Consider the following 19088-nt stretch of genomic DNA (forward strand, 5'->3'; position numbering starts at 1 on the left):
GTGATGGAGGTCTGACATGAGAGTCAAACGTGGTGTGCCTGCCCGTAGAAGGCACAAGAAATATCTCAAGCTTGCCAAAGGCTATCGCGGAGCAGGCAGCCGACTTTACCGCACCGCTCGCGAGCGTGTGGAAAAGGCCCTGTGCAACGCCTACCGTGACCGCAAACGCAAGAAGCGCGAGTTCAGGAAGCTTTGGATCATGCGTATCAACGCCGCCGCGCGTCTGCATGGCCTTTCCTACAGCCGTTTCATGAACGGCCTTTCCAAGGCTGGTATCGAACTGAACCGCAAAGTCCTGGCCGACATGGCTGTCCGCGACAAAGAAGTGTTCGCTAAGATTGCCGAGGCCGCCAAAGCACAGGTTGGATAACCGTGAGTGACGAACTCAAGACCTTCTTGGAAGGTCTCGACAGCCTGGCCCGTGAGTGCGAAGCATGCAAGGGCCAGGCTGCTTCATTAAAAGAACTTGAGGAAATCCGGGTCGAATATCTGGGCCGGAAGGGCAAGCTCGCCCAAGGCATGCAGACCCTGGCCAAGCTCCCCAACGAGCTCAAGCCCGAAGCCGGGCGCAAGGCCAACGAGGTCAAGCAGGCCATCACCGCCATGATTGACGGCTGGCAGGACGAACTGAACCGTGCCGCCGTTGAAGCGAGCCTTAGCCGATTCGATCCCTCCATGCCGGGCCGCAAGCCCTGGGCAGGCTCCCTGCATCCCGTGACCCTGGTCATGGACGAGATCAGCGAGATCCTGGTCGGGCTCGGTTTCGAGCACGCCACCGGTCCCGAGGTGGAAAACGACTGGCACAACTTCGAAGCGCTGAACATCCCCCAGGAACACCCTGCGCGGGACATGCAGGACACCCTGTACGTTTCGGAGAACATCGTGCTCAGGACCCACACCTCGCCGGTCCAGATCCGGAGCATGTTGAACAAGAAGCCGCCCCTGGCAGTCATTGCCCCGGGCAAGGTCTACCGCCGCGACTCGGACCTGACCCACACCCCCATGTTTCACCAGATCGAAGGTCTGCTCGTGGATCATGAGGTTTCCATGGGCGACCTGCGCGGCACCCTGACCGCATTCGTGCGCCAGCTCTTCGGCCGCAAGACCGAAGTGCGCTTCCGCCCGAGCTTCTTCCCCTTTACCGAGCCCAGCGCGGAAGTGGACATTTCCTGCGTCATGTGCGGCGGCGAGGGCAAGGACAAGGACGGCGGCACCTGCCGCGTCTGCAAGGGCACCGGCTGGGTCGAGATTCTCGGCTGCGGCATGGTGGATCCCAACGTGTTCAAGTGCGTGGGCTATGATCCCGAGCTGTACACCGGTTTCGCCTTCGGCCTCGGCGTCGAACGCGTCGCCATGCTCAAGTACGGCATCGGCGACCTGCGCATGTTCTTCGAGAACGACGTTCGTTTCCTCGAACAGTTTGCTTAAGATTTCGTGACACGGGGGCTGCGGGAGCACAGTCCCGCAGTCCCTTGTCGCGTCTTGGCGGACCTGGAAACGTTTTGCATATAGCTATTTTTTCCTAAGAACCCCGAAACCTGTTGCCCGATACCGGGACAGGGGGGCGGAGGCATCATCAATGCTTGTCAGTTTCAATTGGTTGCGTGAATTTGTCCCGTTCGAAGGCGAAGCCCAGGAGCTGGGCGATCGTCTGACCATGCTCGGTCTGGAGCTCGATTCCATCGAGAATCCCTTCGAGGCGATCGAGGACATCGTTGTCGGTCATGTGGTGGAGTGCGAAAAGCACCCCGAGGCCGAAAAACTGTCCGTGTGCAAGGTGGACGTGGGCAGCGAGGTGCTGGAGATCGTCTGCGGCGCTCCCAACGTGGGCAAGGACCAGAAGGTCCCGGTTGCCAAGGTCGGTTCCACCATGCCCGACGGCATGCAGATCAAGAAGGCCAAGCTGCGGGGCGTCAAGTCCTTCGGCATGATCTGTTCCGAGCGCGAACTGGGCCTTTCCGAGGACCATGACGGCATCTGGGTGCTGCCCGAAAATCTCACCGTGGGTGAAAAACTGGTGGACGCCCTGAACCTGGAACGCACGGTTCTGGACTTCGACATCACCCCCAACAGGGCCGACGCCCTGTCCATTCTCGGCTTTGCCCGCGAGACCGCGCTGGCCTTCGACCTGCCCCTGACCATGCCCGGGCTGAATCTCGTGGAGGCGGGCGGCAACGCAGCCGATGAAATGAATATCGTCATCGACGACACCGAGCTGTGCCCGCTCTATCAGGCCCGCATTCTGCGCGATGTCCAGACCCGGAAGGCTCCGGACTGGATGCGCTTCAAGCTGCTCGCCCTGGGCCAGCGTCCCATCAGCAACATCGTGGACGTGACCAACTACATCATGTTCGAACTGGGCCAGCCCCTGCACGCCTTTGACCTCGATCTCATCGAAGGCGGCATGATCCGCGTGGCCCCGGCCCAGGACGGCATGAAGTTCACCACCCTGGACGATATGGAGCGCAAGCTCACCGCCAACGATCTGCTCATCTGGGACGGCAGCAAACCCGTGGCCCTGGCCGGTGTCATGGGCGGCGCCAACTCCGAGATGCACGCGGGCAGCCGCAACGTGCTTCTGGAGGCCGCCGTGTTCCGCCCGGGAACCATCCGCAAGACCGCCCGCAGGCTGGCGCTGCCGAGCGACGCCTCCTACCGTTTTGAGCGCGGCGTGGACCAGATCATGAATACTTTTGCACTCAACCGCGCAGCCCAGCTCATGGCCGAAACCTCGGGTGGTTCCGTTGTTTCCGGCATTGCCAAGGCCGAGCCCAAACCGTGGCAGGACCGCACCCATCGCTACCGCCACGAGCGCTGCATGAAGTTGCTGGGCCTGGATCTCGAGCCCGCATTCGCCAAGAAGGTCTTCGAGCTGGAAGGCTGCACGGTGGACGATTCCGATTCCCATGATTGGAAGGTGGCAACACCGTCCCACAAGCTGGATCTGGAGCGCGAGGTGGACCTCTACGAAGAGGTGGGCCGCGTCTACGGCATGGACCGCATTCCGGCAGTGCTGCCGCGCGTGTCCAAGTCCCTGGAGGGCGGCACGGTCACTGCGGAAACCGAGTACGGTTTTGTCCGTTCCCTCAAGCGGTGGGGCATGGGCGCCGGTCTCAACGAGGCCATCAACTACAGCTTTGTGGGCGACGACGACCTGGATCGTCTCAACCTGCCGCGCGAAGGCCGCGTGAACATCGCCAACCCGCTTTCCGAGGACCAGAACGTCATGCGTCTGGAACTGGCGGCGGGCCTGCTGAACACCCTCAAACACAACATTGCCCAGGGCAACAACCATGTGCGCGTGTTCGAGGTGGCCAAGAAGTTCGTGCAGGATAGTGAATCCGACACCGAGACCCGCGAGCAGCTCCGCCTGGGCATGCTGCTTTACGGCCCTCGCCACGCAGCCGAATGGCCGTGGCCGCAGGGAGATGCCGACTATCTCGATATCAAGGGACACGTGGAGCATCTGCTGGAAGATCATTTCAAGCTGGGCGCGCCCGAGTGCGTGCTGGTCAAGGATCATCCCTACCTGTCTCCCTGCGTGGAGGTGAAGGTTGGCGAGGAGTGCGTGGGCGTCATGGGCCAGGTCAAGGCCGACGTTGCCGACTACTACCACGCCCGCAAGGATGTCTGGCTGGCCGATGTGGACGCGGAAAAGCTGTGGGATATGACCAGGCGGAACAAGATCGCCTTCCGCGAACTGCCCAAGTTCCCGCCAAGCCGCCGCGATATCACGGTCATCGGTCCGGTGACGCTGCCCGCACAGCAGGTGCGCGACGCCATCGCCGAGATCAAGAGTCCGCTGCTGGAATCTATTTCCCTGGTGGCCGAATACGTGCCCGAGGGAGTGGAGGAAGAGCGCAACCTGTCCTTCCGCCTGACCTACCGTCACGCATCCAAGACCCTGAAGGACAAGGAAGTGGACAAGCAGCACAAGCGGGTTGTCGACGAGCTTTTGAAGAAGCTCCCTGTGCGTATCTAGCGGCTGTAGCTATACAACAAAAGAGAAGGGCTACCCGAGATGGGTAGCCCTTTTTTTATCCAATGCCGGTCAGCAGGCTTCTATTTGGCAGCCTTGCGGGCCGCTTCCAGCCATTTGTCCCACTGGACCTTGTTCTTGGCGATCCATTCGTCCACATGCCTCGCGATGTCCTTGTCGGACTTTTCGCCTTCGTTCATGCGGGTGTTCTGGGCGCTTACGTCAGCCAGGGGCAGGGTGAAGTTTTCCAGGAAGGTGGCCGCGGCCGGGTTCTTGGCCAGGAATTCCTTGTTGGCCACAACCGTGATGTCATAGACCATGAAGCCGGGGCGCAGGGGGTCGGAAACAGCGCCTTCGACGCCGGAGACTTCGCCTTCGGTGTCTCCCTCGGCGGGCACGTTGATCCACATGACGTCCTTGCCGGGCTTGAGTTTGTATACGGTCCAGTTGGGAGTCCAGGTATAGAAGAAGACGGGATTGCCGGACTTGTACGCGCCCAGGGCGGAGGCCATGCCCGCTTCATAGGCGGCCTTGCTGGGCTTGATGTACTTTTTCAGGTCGTAGATCTTCATGTGCTTGGAGATGACCTTTTCGCAGCCCCAACCCGGAGGGCAGGCCACCAAGTCGGCCTTGCCGTCGCCATTCTGGTCAAAGGCCTCGATCACTTCGGGGCGCTTGAAGTCGTCAAGGGACTTAATGTTGAACTTTTCCACTTCCTTCTTGGAAACCAGGTAGCCCTGCATGCCGCCCGCCTTGATGATCGGGGAGAGGATGGAGGCCTTCTGGTCGAAGTTCTTGGGCAGCTGGGGCGTGTGCAGCGGGAAGTTGCCGTTGCACCAGTAGTCGATGTCGCCCAGGGCGATGGACTTGTAGGCAATGGGGTTGGTCAGATCCTTGGGCTTTTTGACATCATAGCCCAGTTCCTCCAGGCCACGGCGGGCAAGGGCTTCCTGGAAGAAACCGGTGTTCCAGGTCGCGCGGGCCGGTTTCAGGGTCACGCCCTTGCCCGGTTTCATTTCCAGGGCAAAGGCCTGGCTGGCGAAAAGTGCCAGGCAGAGCAGTGTCAGTGTCAGTTTTCTAAAGAACATGGTGCCTCCTGTTGGGGATATTGAAAGACCGTTGCACGGTCCCGGATACTTATTTCCTGGCCATGGACTGGGTGATGCGGTCGAGCACGATGGCCATGAGCACGATGCCCAGGCCGCCCACCACGGCGCGTCCGATGTCCAGGGTGTTCAGGCCCAGGATGACCGGCGATCCGAGACCGCCTGCGCCGATGAGGGCCGCGATGACCACCATGGAAAGGGCCATCATGATGGTCTGGTTCAGCCCTGCCAGGATGGTGGGCAGGGCCAGCGGAACCTGGACCTTCATCAGCACCTGCCAGTGAGTTGCGCCGAAGGCCTGGGCCGCCTCCACCAGTTCCGGGTGCACGCCGCGGATGCCCAGGCTGGTGAGCCGGATGAGGGGCGGCAGGGCGAAGATGATGGTGGCCAGGACGCCCGCCACGTTGCCCACGGAAAAGAGCATGACGATGGGCACCAGGTAGACGAAGGCCGGGGTGGTCTGCATGGCGTCCAGCACGGGCCGCAGGCAGGCCTCGAAACGGTCGCTGCGCCCGGACATGATGCCCAGGGGGATGCCCGCTATGGCGCAGAAGAGCACGGATGAGAGCACCATGGCCACGGTGATCATGGCGTCCTCCCACAGGCCCAGCAGGCCGATGAGCACCATGGACGCGGCCGAGAAGAGGGCCAGGCGCTTGCCGGAAAAATACCATGCGGCGGCGGCCACGGCCACGATGACCACGGCGGGATGCAGGGAGTTGAGTCCCTGCTCGAAGCCGTTCAGGGTTGTTTCCACGGGCCATTTCAGGGCCTGGAAGATGTCCCGGTAGTTGTTCACCAGCCAGTCGACGAACTGGGATACCCAGGCGTCCAATGGGATAACGGATTCTTCAAACATTATAATACTCCGTCGCTTTCACCGTTTTCACCACTCCGGTGCAGCGTGTAGAGGAAGCGTGTCTTGGAGACCACTCCCCGGTATCTGTTGTCGTCGTCCACCGCCGGAACCGGGCAGGTGCTGGAAGCCACCTCCGGCAGGATGTCCTGCATGGAGTCGTTGATGTTCACGGCCTTGACGCCTTCAAGAAATGCCTGGCTCAGCGGGGTGTCTGGCTTCTTGGTCCGCATCGCCTCCTGCAGGCTGTCCGAGGAGACGATTCCCAGGAACTGGTGCTTTGCGTTGAGTACGTAGCCGTGGTTGCGTTCGCTGCCGCTCAGTATCTCGTGGGCCGTGCGGATGCTTCCGGCCTTGGTCAGCACGATGGTGGGGTGCGTGTCGCGGGCGATATCCCCGGCGCTGATGACTCCAGTGGGGTCCACGCCTCGGAAGAAGGCGCGCACGTAGTCATTGGCCGGGTTTTGCAGGATCTCTTCGGGAGTGCCCACCTGCACCACGTTGCCCCCTTCCATGATGGCGATGCGGTCGCCGATGCGCAGGGCCTCGTCCAGGTCGTGGGAGATGAACACGATGGTCCGCCGGTCCTCTTCCTGGAGCTTGAGCAGCTCGTCCTGCATTTCCGTGCGGATCAGCGGGTCCAGGGCGGAGAATGCCTCATCCATGAGCAGGATTTCCGGATCCACGGCCAGCCCCCGGGCCAGGCCCACGCGCTGCTGCATGCCGCCGCTGAGCTGGTCGGGATAGGCTTCCTCCCAGCCTTCCAGGCCCACCTGGGCCAGCGCCTCCCTGGCGCGTTCATGGCGTTTGTCCCTGTCCACTCCGGCCAGTTCCAGGCCGAAGGCCGCGTTGTCCAGCACGGTCTGGTGGGGCATTAGCGCAAAGGACTGGAAAACCATGCTCATGTTATGCAGGCGAAATTTGACCAGTTCCTCCTGGGACATTCGGATCACGTCCTTGCCGTCCACGATGACGCTTCCGGCCGTGGGCTCGATGAGGCGGTTGAGCATGCGCACGATGGTGGACTTTCCCGAACCGGAAAGCCCCATGATGACGAAGATTTCGCCTTCCTCGATGGAGAAATTCGCATTGTTGACGCCTACGGTCATGCCGGTCTTGTCGAGGATGGAGGCCTTGTCCTCCCCCTGTTTCAGCATTGCCAGCGCCTTCTTCGGGGCGGGGCCGAAGATTTTTGAAAGGTTTTTGACGACGATTTTACTCATGAAAATGTCCAAAGTTATGGTTGTGACAAAAGAGGACAGCCGGAATCGTTCCGGATGTCGAATACAGCTATGGAATGGCGCCGATTAGCAGGGAGGATGACGATCCCTACGGCCGCGAGGGATCGTGGTGGAGGCTGGGGCGAGGTGATGGGAAATGCGGTGGATACTCGTGATGCAGTATCGTGTATGTGGCTTTATGATTTCAAGCACAACGTAGTTTGTGTGTGTAAAATTTATTTACTACAGTTAAATGAACTGTTGTTTTGATTTATTGACGGTGATGTATTTCAGTTTTTAGCGATAAAATGCAGTATGTGTCGGTGATGATCATATTTGTCTGTAACATGATTGTTTCCAAAATTAGTTCGGAATTAAAATCTGTCTCCAGACTTTGTTAGGCTATATAAAATAATAACCATTGTCAAATTGCATTAAAATTCTAGATTTTTGCTGAATTGAGGTGATTATCTACGGTTATATCCGGTTATGAAGTTTATACTCGATTTTTTGTCATGTGGTCCTGGTAGGGCCGCTCCTTGGGCCTTATTCATGCGCCGAGGCCTTGATTTGCGATTGTACGGAGGGAAAGAATAAAAAAAAGCCCTGCATGGCAGGGCTTTTGGCGTTCGAAACAGGGTGGGTCAATAAGTGAAAAGCTCGCGAATAAGGCTGCGCGCGTCGCTTGTGGTCACCTCTCTGGGGTTGTGCGCAGTGGAGCCGGAAGCGAGCACTTCCTTGATCATGCCGTCCAGGTCGTAGAACCCTCTACCCTTGAACGGATTGTCGATGTCCAGGTCGGCCAGCAGTCCGGCCACGGCGGCCAGCAGGTCCGTGCCCGCCGCGCGGCTCAGGTCCTCATAGTCCTCGCCCATGGCCTCCCGGTTGTAGGTGAGCACATAGGGTAGGCAGGCCGCGCAGACCAGGCCGTGGGGCAGCTTGTAGCGCGCACCCAGCGGATGTGCCAAGCCATGGACCACGCCCAGCCGCGAAGAGGACAGGGCGACCCCTGCCAGGTAGCTTCCCGTCAGGATGGCTTCGGCGGCTTCCAGATCTTCCCCTTCGCTTTCGTAGGCGGAAACAAGATTCTGGAACAGCAGTTGCGCCCCGCGCAGGGCCAGTTGCCGGGTGAACCAGGTGGCTCCGGTGCTGGTGTAGGACTCGATGGCCTGCGTCAGCGCGTCCATGCCCGCATGGGCGATGACGTGCCTGGGGCTGCCCTTGAGCAATCCCGGGTCAAGAACGATGAGTCGGGCCATCATGTGCGGGGACCGGAAGGATTTTTTGATGCCGGTTTCCTCGTTGGTCAGCACCGAAACCTTGGTGGCTTCCGATCCTGTTCCCGCAGTGCTGGGGGCAGCGACGAACGGCAGGCCCATGGTGGTGATGGGGGCACCGTCGTGATAGGCCGTGACGTTGCCGTGTTCCGCGTAAAGTCCGGCGCAGCCCTTGGCCAGGTCCATGACGCTTCCGCCGCCCACTGCGGCTATCCAGTCTGGCCGGAATTCCCGGGCCGTTTTCAGCAGTTTTTCCAGTTGCCGCAAGGTGGGTTCGCCGCCCGGGTGTTCCCAGGTTGCGATCTCCATGGCGGCCGGGGCGGTGGCGGCGATCTTGCTGATCTTGCCCCGTTTGCTCAGGGAGCGTCCGTGCACTAGCAGGCCACGGGGGCCGAACCTCGCGCATTCGGCAGGAAGGTTTTCGGAGCTGCCCGCAGCGCAGACCGTGGTGCCGGGCAGGTCCATGCGCTGGGGTAGGAGATGATGTGAATTCATGTCTGGCTCCATGATTGTTTTTACAGGGACGTTCTCCCCGGTGTGATCAGAGTATATCCTTGTCTTTGATCATGACGGAAAAAAGGCGGTTCTGTGAAGTGAAATGTTGTCAAAGATTTTTCATCCGTTTCATTTTATTTTCGAATATGAACATTTTGGGTCTTTTTGTGATCAAAAATGAACGATTTTCGTTGACTTCTTGATCAGGTGTGATACTGATTTGAAAAAAAGATCGGGTGTATAAATAGTAAAGAGGACAGTAGAGTGCGAACCCAAGTTTTAATCATTGGCGGCGGTGCCACCGGCACCGGCTTGGTACGCGATCTGGCCCTGCGCGGTGTGGACTGTATTCTGGTCGATACGAGAGACCTGAATGCGGGCGCGTCGGGAGCCAATCACGGACTGCTGCACAGCGGGGGGCGCTATGCCAAGAGCGATCCCCATTCAGCGCAGGAATGTAAGGAAGAAGGCGATATCCTCAAGAAACTCGCCCCGCACGTCATTGAAGACACGGGCGGTTTTTTTCTTGCCGTGGAAGGGGATGACGAAAAATACATAGCCGATTTCGAGGGGCTCTGTAGAAACGCGACCATTGATGTCGCAAAAGTCGATCCCAAGGACGCCATGGAAATGGAACCTGCCATTTCCAGAAAGACCATAGCCTGCTACTCGGTTCCGGACGCCAATATCGATCCGTTCCGTCTCGGGCTGGACAATGTTTCCCAGGCGGTGAGCCTCGGCTCCCGCTTCATGCGCCGGACCAGGCTGGCCGGCTTTGACATGGAAAATGGCACCATCACCGCCGCCCGCATGGTCAACATGCGCACCGGCGAGGAGTTCAAGATCGTGGCCGACCAGTACGTTAACGCCGGGGGGGCGTGGGCGGGAGAGGTCGCAGCCATGGCCGGAGCCGAGATCGGCATGCTTTACGCCAAGGGCACTCTGCTGATCACCCATGACCGCCTGACCAAGCGCGTCATCAACCGCCTGCGTCCTCCGGGAGACGGCGACATTCTGGTGCCCGGCGGCACGGTTTCCATTCTGGGAACCACCTCGGTGCGCGTGGATTCCCTGGACAATATCCAACCCACCATCGCGGAAGTGGACGTCAACGTGGAACAGGGCATGCCCATGGTTCCCGAACTGGCGACCACCCGCTACATCCGCGCCTATGCCGGGGTCCGGCCCCTGCTGACCGGTACTGCGGACAGCGACCGCAACGCCAGCCGCGGCGTGGCCCTCATGGGTCATGAACGCGAAGGGCTCAAGAATTTCATCAGCATCACCGGCGGCAAGCTGACCACCTATCGCCTCATGGCGGAGATGGCCGGTGATCTCGTCTGCGAGCGTCTGGGAGTCTCCGCTTCCTGTCTGACGCGGACCGAGCCGCTTCCCGCAGCCGACCCGTGGATGTGGAGCGACCCCGGTCATGCCGCCAGGGGATGGCTTGAAAAGCATGACCAGGGCGACGTGCTGCTGTGCGAATGCGAAATGGTTCCCAAGAGCGGTGTGGACAGGATGCTCGGCACCTTCGACATGTCCAAGGACAAGCCCGGCCTCAAGGCGCTGGGCCGTCGCAGCCGCGTGGGCAAGGGATCCTGCCAGGGAACGTTCTGCAGCCTGCGTCTGACTTCCTACCTTTACGACAAGGATTACCTGCATGGTGACGAAGGCGTTCGCAATCTGAGGGAGTTCCTCGAGGAGCGCTGGAAGGGGCAGCGGACCATCCTGTGGGGCATGGCCGAATCCCAGGCCGAGCTGCAGGAAGCATTTTACTGTGGCCTCATGGGCATAGAGCTGGGTCGATAGGTGGGGGATGACTAAAATGAAACGTATTGATTGTGACCTTATGGTCGTCGGAACGGGTATTGCCGGCATTGCGGCTTCCGCCTTTGCCTCGGCTCGCGGCTATTCCGTGGTGCAGACCGGCATGGCGACGTCCCTCATGTTTGCGGCCGGCTGTTTCGACCTTCTGGGCGTGCATCCCGTCGAAGACGGCACCGTGGTCGAAGATCCCTTTGCCGCCCTGGCCGAGCTGCGCAAGGATCAGCCCAGGCATCCTTACGCCAAGCTCGACGATGACGAAATTCGTTCGGCTTTTGGCGAATTCCTCGACTTTTGCGGGGAATCCGGCCTGGAATACCATGTGCGCGAAGGCAGGAACATGCAGTTCCCCACGCCGCTGGGAACCCTCAAGACCACCTATTGCGTGCCCCGGACCATGATCGCCGGAGTTCGCGCCGTGGAAGAGAAGCTTCCCTGCGCCCTGATAGACATGCAGGGCCTCAAGGGGCACAGCGCCCAGCAGATCGCCTCGATTCTCGGCGACAAGCTCAACGTTGTGGCCTCGGGCAGCATTGTTTTCCCGGAAATGGAGGACAATGCCGAGGTATATCCCGTCCAGATGGGCATGGCCCTGGAAAACCCCCGAGTGCGCGGCATCTTTGCCGAGCGGATTCGGGCGGTTATGGGCGACGCCAAGGTGGTGGGTGTTCCCGCCATGCTCGGCCAGTACCTGACCAAGGACGTGATGGACGATCTCGATCGTCGGCTGGGCGTGGAGTTCTTCGAGGTCCCGACCATGCCTCCGGGCATCCCCGGCCAGCGGCTTAAGGAGGCTTTTGTCGGTGCCCTGCGGCTGCGCGGCGTGAACCACATGCTCCAGAAAAGGGTTCTTTGCGTCGAAAGGACGGCTGAGGGGTTCCGTTTCGAAGTGGGCGCCGACTGGCCGCAGTTCGAGGTCTTTGCCAAGGGCGCTGTCCTGGCTTCGGGGCGTTTCCTGGGCAAGGGCCTGCAGGCCGATCGCACCGGCGTCAGGGAAGCCGTTTTCGATCTTCCCGTGACCCAACCGGAAAAACGCAACGACTGGCATGAAAAGAGTTTTCTGGACGCCCGGGGCCATGCAATGAATTCCATGGGCGTGGAGACTGACGAAAGCTTTCGTCCTCTCGGGGCCGATGGCGCAGTCGTTTCCGAAAACCTTTTTGCCGTGGGGTCCATTCTGGCCCACCAGGATTGGATGCGCCAGAAGTGCGGCAGCGGCCTGGGCATAAGCACAGCGTATAAGGCTGTAAAAGCCTTGAAAATATGATCGGACACACCTCCTAAGTGTGTGGGGCCACCGCTTGCGGTGGCCCTTTTTTGTTTTCATGCCTTTATAATCTCATTGATTTGTTGCTCCGCTATGGATAACAAGATAACGAGTCGTTTTTTCAGCCAAATGCGTTTGATTTTCATTTCAACTGTGCAAGGAAAAGCTATGATGTCCCGTCCCATGATTGCCGTCTGTCTTTGTGCCTGTTTTTTTGTTTTCGCCGCCTGCGGTTCCGACTCCGGCCAGAAATCGGCCACGGAGAGCGCCGCGCTTCCGGTCATTGTGGCCAAGGCGGAAAAGAAGAACGTCGATCTCTCCAATGAGTGGGTGGGGCAGACCTCTGCCCAGAACAGCGTGGAGATCCGGGCCCGCGTCAAGGGATACCTCAAGGAGATCGCCTTCAAGGAAGGTTCCCAGGTGGAAGAAGGGCAGCTTCTTTTTGTCATCGACCCCAAGGACCTGACCCAGTCCGTGCGGGAGGCCGAGGCCGTGCTGGAAAAGAACCAGGCCGCCCTGGTGCTGGCCCAGAAGGACGAAAAGCGTTTTCGCGCCCTGCTGGATCAGGATGCCGTGAGCCAGGATGAATACGACTCCAAGCTGGCGGACATGAAGCAGCTCAAGGCGGCGGTGGACCAGAGCAAGGCCACGCTGGCCGACCAGAAGCTGCAGCTTGGCTATACCCAGATTTCCTCTCCCCTGGCCGGGCGTATCGGCAAGGCCCAGGTCAAGGTGGGCAGCCTGGTGGGGGACGGGGAGAATACCTTGCTGGCCACGGTGGCCTCGATCGATCCCATGTACGTGAATTTTTCCATCAGCGAGGCGGATTATGTCCGCTACACGCGTCGAAACGAGCAGCGCAAGGATGAAGACAAGCCTGAGATCCAGTTGGTTCTGGTGGATGGTGAAGTCTACGAACACCCCGGCGCCTTTGACATGGCCTCCCCCGAGATCGATTCCCAGACCGGTACGCTGGGGCTGCGGGTCGCCTTCCCCAACCCCAAGGGACTGCTGCTCCCCGGCCAGTTTGCAAAGATCCGCGTGAATTCCCACTCTTCCGAGCCCATGCTGGTGGTGCCCCAGGAAGCCATCATGACCGTGCAGGGCACCAAGTCCGTGTATGTGGTCAACGCCGACAACGTGGTGGAACAGAAGGCCGTTGAAATCGGGACGCGCACCAGCTCCGTGGCCCAGATCACGAAGGGCCTGGAGGAAGGGCAGACCGTGGTGGTGCAGGGACAGCAGAAGATCCGTCCCGGAGCCAAGGTCACGCCGCTCACCGCCGAACAATACAAGCAGCTTCAGCAGAAGCAGGCTGGCGGCCAGGAACAGCAGGACAAGCAGTAGCCATCACGACCATACCGGGAGCGCCCCATGTACAAGTTCTTCATCGACAGGCCCATCTTCGCGACAGTCATTGCCATCATTACCTGCCTGGCAGGGGGGCTGAGCCTTCTTTCTCTGCCGGTGGCGCAGTATCCCGAAATATCGCCGCCCTCGGTTTCGGTCTCCGCAACCTATACGGGCGCGGACGCCAACGTCATCAACGACTCCGTGGCCTCGGTCATCGAGGAGCAGATCAACGGGGCCGAGGACATGACCTACATGTCCTCCTTCAGCTCCAACGACGGCTCCTATTCCCTGAGCGTGACCTTTGACCTGGGCCGCGACCTGGACCTGGCCACGGTGGACGTGCAGAACCGTCTGGGGCAGGCCGAGCCCAAGCTGCCCGAGGACGTCAAGCGCATGGGCGTCACCGTGAACAAGCAGACCCCGGACATCGTCATGGTGGTCAACCTGGTTTCGCCCAATGAAACCTACGACGACCTGTTCCTGACCAACTACGCCAACATCAACCTGGCGGACGCCCTGGCCCGCGTGCCCGGCGTGGGCAAGGTCACGGTCTTCGGCGCGGGCGAATATTCCATGCGCGTGTGGCTGGACCCGGCCCGCATGGCCCAGCTCGGGGTCACGGTCACGGATATTTCCAACGCCATCAATGAGCAGAACACCCAGGCCCCGGCAGGGCAGGTGGGCATGGAGCCCACTCCCAAGGGCACCCAGTTCCAGTACACCATGCAGGTGCAGGGCCGGCTGACCTCGCCGGAGCAGTTCGGCGACATCATTGTCCTGGCCAAGCCGGACGGTTCCTTCATTCGCCTCAAGGACGTGGCCCGGGTGGACCTGGGCAGCGAATCCTACGGCACCTTCAGCCGCATGCAGGGCCTGCCCGCATCCTCGCTGCTCGTCTACCAGCTTCCCGGGGCGAACTCCCTGGATGTCGCCCGCCAGGTTCGGGCCCAACTGGCCACCCTTTCCACGGCATTCCCCAACGACGTGGAATACCGCATTCTGCATGACACCACGGAATACGTTTCCGAGTCCATAGACGAGGTGGAAACCACCCTGTACGAGGCCATTGCCCTGGTCTTCCTGGTGGTGTTTCTTTTCCTGCAGAACTGGCGCGCCACCATTATTCCCATGGTTGCGGTGCCGGTTTCCCTGGTGGGGACGTTTATCGCCTTCCCGCTGCTCGGTTTTTCCATCAACACCCTGACCCTGTTCGGCCTGGTGCTGGCCATCGGCATCGTGGTGGACGACGCCATCGTGGTGGTGGAATCGGTGCAGCGCTATATTGACGAGGAAGGTATGTCGCCGCGGGATGCGACCTTCAAGGCCATGGGCGACGTGGCCGGGCCCGTTGTGGCCAACTCGGTGGTGCTCATCGCCGTGTTCATCCCCGTGGCCTTCATGGGCGGTATCGCTGGGCAGCTCTACAAGCAGTTCGCCCTGACCCTGTCGGTCTCCGTGGCCATCTCCACCTTCAACGCCCTGACCCTTTCCCCGGCCCTGTCCGCGCTCATCCTGCGACCGGTCAAGGAAATGCGCGGGCCGTTGGGCTGGTTTTTCGACAAGTTCAACAAGTATTTCGGCAAACTCACCAACGGGTATACCGCAACCGTGCGCCAGGGTATCCGGCGCTGGGCCCTGTTCCTCTGCCTGCTGGGCGGGGTGTTCGCCCTCACGGGCGGCATTTTGACCAAGCTGCCCTCCGGGTTCGTGCCCGACGAGGACCAGGGATACTTCATCGTGGCAACCCAGCTTCCACCCGCTGCCTCCATGCAGCGCACCGACGCGGTCATGCGCCAGGCCGAGGCCTATCTCAAGCAGGCTCCCGGCGTCAGGGGCGTGGTCACGCTCGGCGGTTTCAACATCATTACCGGCGCGGCCAGTTCCTATGCAGGTACCATGTTCGTGGTGCTGGACAACTGGGGTGAGCGTCTCGATAAGGGGCTGACTCTGTCCAAGGTGGTGGCGGACGCCCAGAAGCAGTTCTATGCCATCCAGGACGGGCTGGTCATGTGCTTCGTGCCTCCGTCCATTCCGGGCATGAGCGCCACGGGCGGACTGCAGTTCGAGCTGCAGGACCGTGCGGGCCATGGCATTTCCGCGCTGGCCGAGGCCGCCGAGGCCTATACCGCCGCCCTCAACAAGCGCCCCGAGATCGCCCGCGCCTTCACCTCGTTCTCGGACGACGTCCCCCGCATCCAGGTGGATGTGGACCGGGCCAAGGCCAAGACCCTCGGCGTTCCCCTGAGCGACGTGTTCCTGGCCTTGCAGGCCTTCCTGGGCGGTTATTACGTCAACGACTTCAACGAGTTCGGACGCACCTACCGGGTTATGCTCCAGGCGGAGCCCATGTACCGGGCCGCGCCCGACTCCATCAACCAGCTGTATGTGCGCAGTTCCGAGGGGCAGATGGTGCCGCTTTCGACCCTGACCGCCTCCAAGGAGATTTCCGGGCCGGAATTCATCCAGCGCTTCAACGTGTATCCCACCGTGGAGTTGAACGCCGTGCCCGCGGCCGGGTACAGCTCGGGTCAGGCCATCGCGGCCATGGAAGAGGTGGCCGCCACCCTGCCGCAGGGCTTCGGCTACGAATGGAGCGGCATGGCCATGCAGGAAAAGGAAGCGGGCGGCCAGGCCGGTCCCATCTTCATGCTGGCCCTGACCATGGTTTTCCTGTGCCTGTGCGCCCTGTACGAATCCTGGGCCATTCCCTTCTCGGTGCTCATTGGTCTGCCTCTGGGCGTGTTCGGTGCTTTTGCCGGGCAGTACCTGCGTAGCTTCGATCTCAACGTCTATGCGCAGATCGGCCTGATCATGCTCATCGGTTTGGCGGCCAAGAACGCGGTGCTCATCGTGGAATACGCCAAGGAGGCTCACGAGGAAAAAGGGCTGGGCGTGCTGGAAGCGGCCATGGAGGCAGCGCGTTTGCGCTTCCGGCCCATTCTCATGACCTCTATAGCCTTCATCCTTGGCGTGGTGCCCCTGGTCGTCGCCAGCGGCGCGGGTGCCGCCGCCCGCCAGACCCTCGGCACTTCGGTGTTCTTCGGCATGATTGCCGCCACCTGCCTGGGCGTGCTGGTGGTGCCGTTCCTGTTCTGGGCCGTGGTCCATGGGCTGCAACGCCTCAAGGCCCGTTTTGTCCGTACGGGGGCTGATGCCTGAAACCGGTAAGGATCACTTGGTTTTGCGGGCAAGCTTTGATAGAGAGAGCCCATGAGCGAGCTGTCGGAATACAAACGGTACAAGATCGGCCAGGCTGCCAAGCTGCTTGACCTGAAACCGTATGTGCTGCGGTTCTGGGAGAGCGAGTTCCCGGAGCTGGAGCCGATCCGTACCGAAACCGGGCAGCGGCTTTACACCGAAGACAATATCGAGCTTGTGCGTGAAATCAAGCGGTTGCTCTACGACGAAGGCATGACCATCGAAGGGGCGAGAAAACGGCTTGAAGATCGTGAAAAGCATGATATCCTGCGAGAAGTTCATTCCGAACTTCTGGAGATTAAGAAACTCCTGGATCTGTAATTCAAGATATTAAAGAGGAGAGGCGCTATGGGCTCCTTTGCGAAATGGGCGATGATCATCGGCGGTGTTCTCGTTGCCCTGGTTATTGCCGTTGTCGTCGTGGCCATGGTCATGCTGCGGCCGGAAAACTATGAAGGCTTTTTATCCGAACAGGTGCGCAACGCCACGGGAAGGGAATTCCGGGGCGGCGCGGACGTCTCGATTCATTTCTTCCCCCTGGGCCTGGAGGGGCGCGATTTCGTGTTCGGCAACGCCAAGGGCTTTGGCGAGGACCCCATGGTCAGCGTCAAGTCCATCGAGTTTCGTATCCAGTTGACGCCCTTATTCAATGGCGAGATCGTGGTGGACGAAGTGCATATGGACGGCGTGAACGTGCTGTTGCAGCGCAACAGGAAAGGTGTATCCAACTGGGACGATCTGGCCGCGAAGGGCGTTTCCGGGAAATCCGGAAAGGGAGATGCGAAATCGTCCTCTCCGGCATCCGACAAGCCGGTGTCCTTTGCCGTGAGAGAGTTTTCCCTGAACGACCTGAACCTGGTCTATGACGACGGGGCTTCGGGCGCGCGGTATGAGCTGAGCGGTGCGGACCTGGATCTGGACGATTTTGAGTTGGGCAAACCCTTCAAGTTTTCCATCAAAAGCAAGGTGAACAGCAAGGAACCCGAACTGGCAGGAACCGTGAATTTTTCCGGAACGGCCCGTGCGGATACCGGCCGCAACCTGTACTCCGTGTCCGGCCTCAAGGGGCATGTGGACGTCTCCGGCACCATGCTTCCGGGCGGGGAACTGGGCGCCGACCTTGCCGCCAAAGGGTGCGTTCTCGACCTTAAGGCCGAATTGCTCAAGGCCGAAGGTGTGGAAGTGAAGGCGTATGACGCCGTTGTCGAGGCGGGCCTGACCGTGAACAAGCTCATGAGCGCCCCGGTGGTGCAGGCCAAGCTGGATTCCCAGCCGTTCGACCTGCGCGCTGTACTCGAAAAGCTTGAAATGGCCGCGCCCGACATGGCGGACGAAAGCGCCCTGCGTTCGGTGGGCGGGAATTTCGATGTGCTGTATTCCAAGGACAAGCTTCTGCTCACGGACGTAAACCTGAAGGTGGATGGTTCGGCCATTACCGGTGGGGCGGCAATCAGCCGTTTTGACAATCCGCAATACAAGGCGCTGCTCAAGGTGGATGAATTGAACGTGGACCGGTATCTGCCGCCCGAAGGCGCGGCCCGGACCGAAACAGCAAATCCGGAGCAGGGAGAATCGAACACGACAACGCCTGAATCGGAATCTTCGGCCACGACAAATGGGGAAATATTCCCCGTGGAATTGATCCGAAGCTTGAACCTGGATCTGGAGGCGGCTGTGGGAAGGCTCACGGTCAAGAAACTTTCCTTTGCTGACGTCAGCGTTCAGGTGGTGGCCAGGGACGGCCGGGTGGAGGTGAAGCCCTTTGCCCTCAGCGGGTATGGCGGGTTCGCGGATTCGGCCCTCTCCCTGGATGTGGCCGGGGAAACGCCGCAGACGCACGTGATCGCCGAAATAAAGGACCTGCACATGGGCCCCCTGCTCAAGGATCTGACCGGAAAGGAATCCCTGCAGGGCAAAACGCGTCTTTCCCTGAACCTGACCGGCAGCGGGAATACCGCCGAGGCCATGAAGAAGACCTTGGACGGCACTCTCGATTTCGCCTTGCAGGACGGAGTGTTTCCCGGGGTGGATGTCTCCGAGCTGGTGGAGGCCGCCAAGGCTGCGAAAAAGGATTCCAGCAAGATCCAGGCAGACACCGACGACAAGACCAAGTTTGGTTCCATAACCGCTTCGGCCAAGGCCAAGAACGGCATTCTGACCACGGGGGATCTGGAGGTGCGCGCACCCAATCTCCGGGCCATCGGCGAAGGGGATGTGGATCTTGTGCAGCAGAAGCTCAGTTTCCTGGTCAAGGCCAAGCTCGTTCCTTCGGGCAAGGGCCAGGGCGGCGATTCCTACGAGGACACCATAGGCGTTCCCGTTCCCATCCATGTGAGCGGCACGCTCCAGAAGCCGTCCTACTTCGTGAATCCCCTGGAATACATCCGCATGCTCGGCACCGGCGTTGTCGATACCGTGGGCGGCGTGGTCAAGGGGGTCGGCGGTATATTCCAGGGGCTGATCCCCGGAAAGAAAAAGCAGGAACCGGCCAAGCCGCAGCAGTAAATGTCACA

At 60.3% G+C, this 19088-nt stretch carries 13 protein-coding genes; 9 read left to right on the top strand and 4 right to left on the bottom strand.

Going from position 1 to position 19088, the window contains the following annotated elements; all coding sequences use genetic code 11:
• Window positions 1-16 precede the first annotated feature (16 nt).
• The 3 genes from rplT (at window position 17) to pheT (ending at window position 3982) form a co-directional block, all read left to right on the top strand.
• Window positions 17-370 carry a 50S ribosomal protein L20 gene (rplT, locus tag FGL65_RS09530; RefSeq protein WP_147820980.1) on the top strand — a complete coding sequence of 118 codons (354 nt, stop codon included), beginning with the start codon at window positions 17-19 and terminating at the stop codon, window positions 368-370.
• A gap of 2 nt (window positions 371-372) precedes the next feature.
• Window positions 373-1428 carry a phenylalanine--tRNA ligase subunit alpha gene (pheS, locus tag FGL65_RS09535; protein WP_147820981.1) on the top strand — a complete coding sequence of 352 codons (1056 nt, stop codon included), beginning with the start codon at window positions 373-375 and terminating at the stop codon, window positions 1426-1428.
• A 151-nt stretch (window positions 1429-1579) separates the two neighbouring features.
• Window positions 1580-3982, top strand: a complete 2403-nt coding sequence (gene pheT / locus FGL65_RS09540; RefSeq protein WP_147820982.1) for a phenylalanine--tRNA ligase subunit beta — start codon at window positions 1580-1582, stop codon at window positions 3980-3982.
• Window positions 3983-4062: 80 nt separating this feature from the next.
• Here pheT and proX read toward each other — a convergent pair whose 3' ends face one another.
• From proX to FGL65_RS09560, 4 genes are all read right to left on the bottom strand, one after another.
• The gene (gene proX / locus FGL65_RS09545; protein ID WP_147820983.1) at window positions 4063-5067 is read right to left on the bottom strand and encodes a glycine betaine/L-proline ABC transporter substrate-binding protein ProX; all 1005 of its coding nucleotides are present in this window, start codon (window positions 5065-5067) and stop codon (window positions 4063-4065) included.
• Between the two features lie 49 nt (window positions 5068-5116).
• Window positions 5117-5944 (bottom strand): ABC transporter permease, encoded by an 828-nt coding sequence (locus tag FGL65_RS09550; protein WP_147820984.1) that lies wholly within the window; start codon window positions 5942-5944, stop codon window positions 5117-5119.
• The gene (gene proV / locus FGL65_RS09555) at window positions 5944-7164 is read right to left on the bottom strand and encodes a glycine betaine/L-proline ABC transporter ATP-binding protein ProV (RefSeq protein WP_147820985.1); all 1221 of its coding nucleotides are present in this window, start codon (window positions 7162-7164) and stop codon (window positions 5944-5946) included. Before proV ends, FGL65_RS09550 begins: the two co-directional genes overlap by 1 nt.
• Window positions 7165-7805: 641 nt before the next feature.
• Entirely contained in the window at window positions 7806-8933 is a 1128-nt protein-coding gene (locus FGL65_RS09560; RefSeq protein WP_187170341.1) for an iron-containing alcohol dehydrogenase family protein, read from the bottom strand.
• 264 nt (window positions 8934-9197) lie between these two features.
• On the opposite strand from FGL65_RS09560, the gene glpA reads away from it, so the two are divergent.
• The 6 genes from glpA (at window position 9198) to FGL65_RS09590 (ending at window position 19080) form a co-directional block, all read left to right on the top strand.
• Window positions 9198-10742, top strand: coding sequence for an anaerobic glycerol-3-phosphate dehydrogenase subunit GlpA (gene glpA, locus FGL65_RS09565; RefSeq protein WP_147820987.1), 1545 nt, complete (start codon window positions 9198-9200; stop codon window positions 10740-10742).
• Window positions 10743-10758: 16 nt separating this feature from the next.
• Entirely contained in the window at window positions 10759-12024 is a 1266-nt protein-coding gene (glpB, locus tag FGL65_RS09570; RefSeq protein ID WP_187170342.1) for a glycerol-3-phosphate dehydrogenase subunit GlpB, read from the top strand.
• A gap of 171 nt (window positions 12025-12195) precedes the next feature.
• Window positions 12196-13371, top strand: coding sequence for an efflux RND transporter periplasmic adaptor subunit (locus tag FGL65_RS09575; protein ID WP_187170343.1), 1176 nt, complete (start codon window positions 12196-12198; stop codon window positions 13369-13371).
• A gap of 27 nt (window positions 13372-13398) precedes the next feature.
• Window positions 13399-16536 carry an efflux RND transporter permease subunit gene (locus FGL65_RS09580; RefSeq protein WP_147820990.1) on the top strand — a complete coding sequence of 1046 codons (3138 nt, stop codon included), beginning with the start codon at window positions 13399-13401 and terminating at the stop codon, window positions 16534-16536.
• Between the two features lie 51 nt (window positions 16537-16587).
• The gene (locus tag FGL65_RS09585; RefSeq protein ID WP_147820991.1) at window positions 16588-16896 is read left to right on the top strand and encodes a MerR family transcriptional regulator; all 309 of its coding nucleotides are present in this window, start codon (window positions 16588-16590) and stop codon (window positions 16894-16896) included.
• Between the two features lie 27 nt (window positions 16897-16923).
• On the top strand, window positions 16924-19080 hold the full coding sequence (locus FGL65_RS09590) for an AsmA family protein (RefSeq protein WP_147820992.1): 2157 nt from the start codon (window positions 16924-16926) through the stop codon (window positions 19078-19080).
• Window positions 19081-19088: the final 8 nt, after the last annotated feature.

This window comes from Salidesulfovibrio onnuriiensis (genome assembly GCF_008001235.1).
GTDB classification, from domain to species: Bacteria; Desulfobacterota; Desulfovibrionia; order Desulfovibrionales; family Desulfovibrionaceae; genus Pseudodesulfovibrio; species Pseudodesulfovibrio onnuriiensis.

What these genes read in the sequence shown, in the direction of transcription:
- pheT (WP_147820982.1), top strand. Translation starts at nt 1,580, where the DNA reads ATGCTTGTCAGTTTCAATTGGTTGCGTGAATTTGTCCCGTTCGAAGGC.
- proX (WP_147820983.1), bottom strand. Translation starts at nt 5,067, where the DNA reads ATGTTCTTTAGAAAACTGACACTGACACTGCTCTGCCTGGCACTTTTC.
- FGL65_RS09560 (WP_187170341.1), bottom strand. Translation starts at nt 8,933, where the DNA reads ATGAATTCACATCATCTCCTACCCCAGCGCATGGACCTGCCCGGCACC.
- rplT (WP_147820980.1), top strand. Translation starts at nt 17, where the DNA reads ATGAGAGTCAAACGTGGTGTGCCTGCCCGTAGAAGGCACAAGAAATAT.
- glpB (WP_187170342.1), top strand. Translation starts at nt 10,759, where the DNA reads ATGAAACGTATTGATTGTGACCTTATGGTCGTCGGAACGGGTATTGCC.
- FGL65_RS09580 (WP_147820990.1), top strand. Translation starts at nt 13,399, where the DNA reads ATGTACAAGTTCTTCATCGACAGGCCCATCTTCGCGACAGTCATTGCC.
- proV (WP_147820985.1), bottom strand. Translation starts at nt 7,164, where the DNA reads ATGAGTAAAATCGTCGTCAAAAACCTTTCAAAAATCTTCGGCCCCGCC.
- FGL65_RS09590 (WP_147820992.1), top strand. Translation starts at nt 16,924, where the DNA reads ATGGGCTCCTTTGCGAAATGGGCGATGATCATCGGCGGTGTTCTCGTT.
- FGL65_RS09575 (WP_187170343.1), top strand. Translation starts at nt 12,196, where the DNA reads ATGTCCCGTCCCATGATTGCCGTCTGTCTTTGTGCCTGTTTTTTTGTT.
- FGL65_RS09585 (WP_147820991.1), top strand. Translation starts at nt 16,588, where the DNA reads ATGAGCGAGCTGTCGGAATACAAACGGTACAAGATCGGCCAGGCTGCC.
- FGL65_RS09550 (WP_147820984.1), bottom strand. Translation starts at nt 5,944, where the DNA reads ATGTTTGAAGAATCCGTTATCCCATTGGACGCCTGGGTATCCCAGTTC.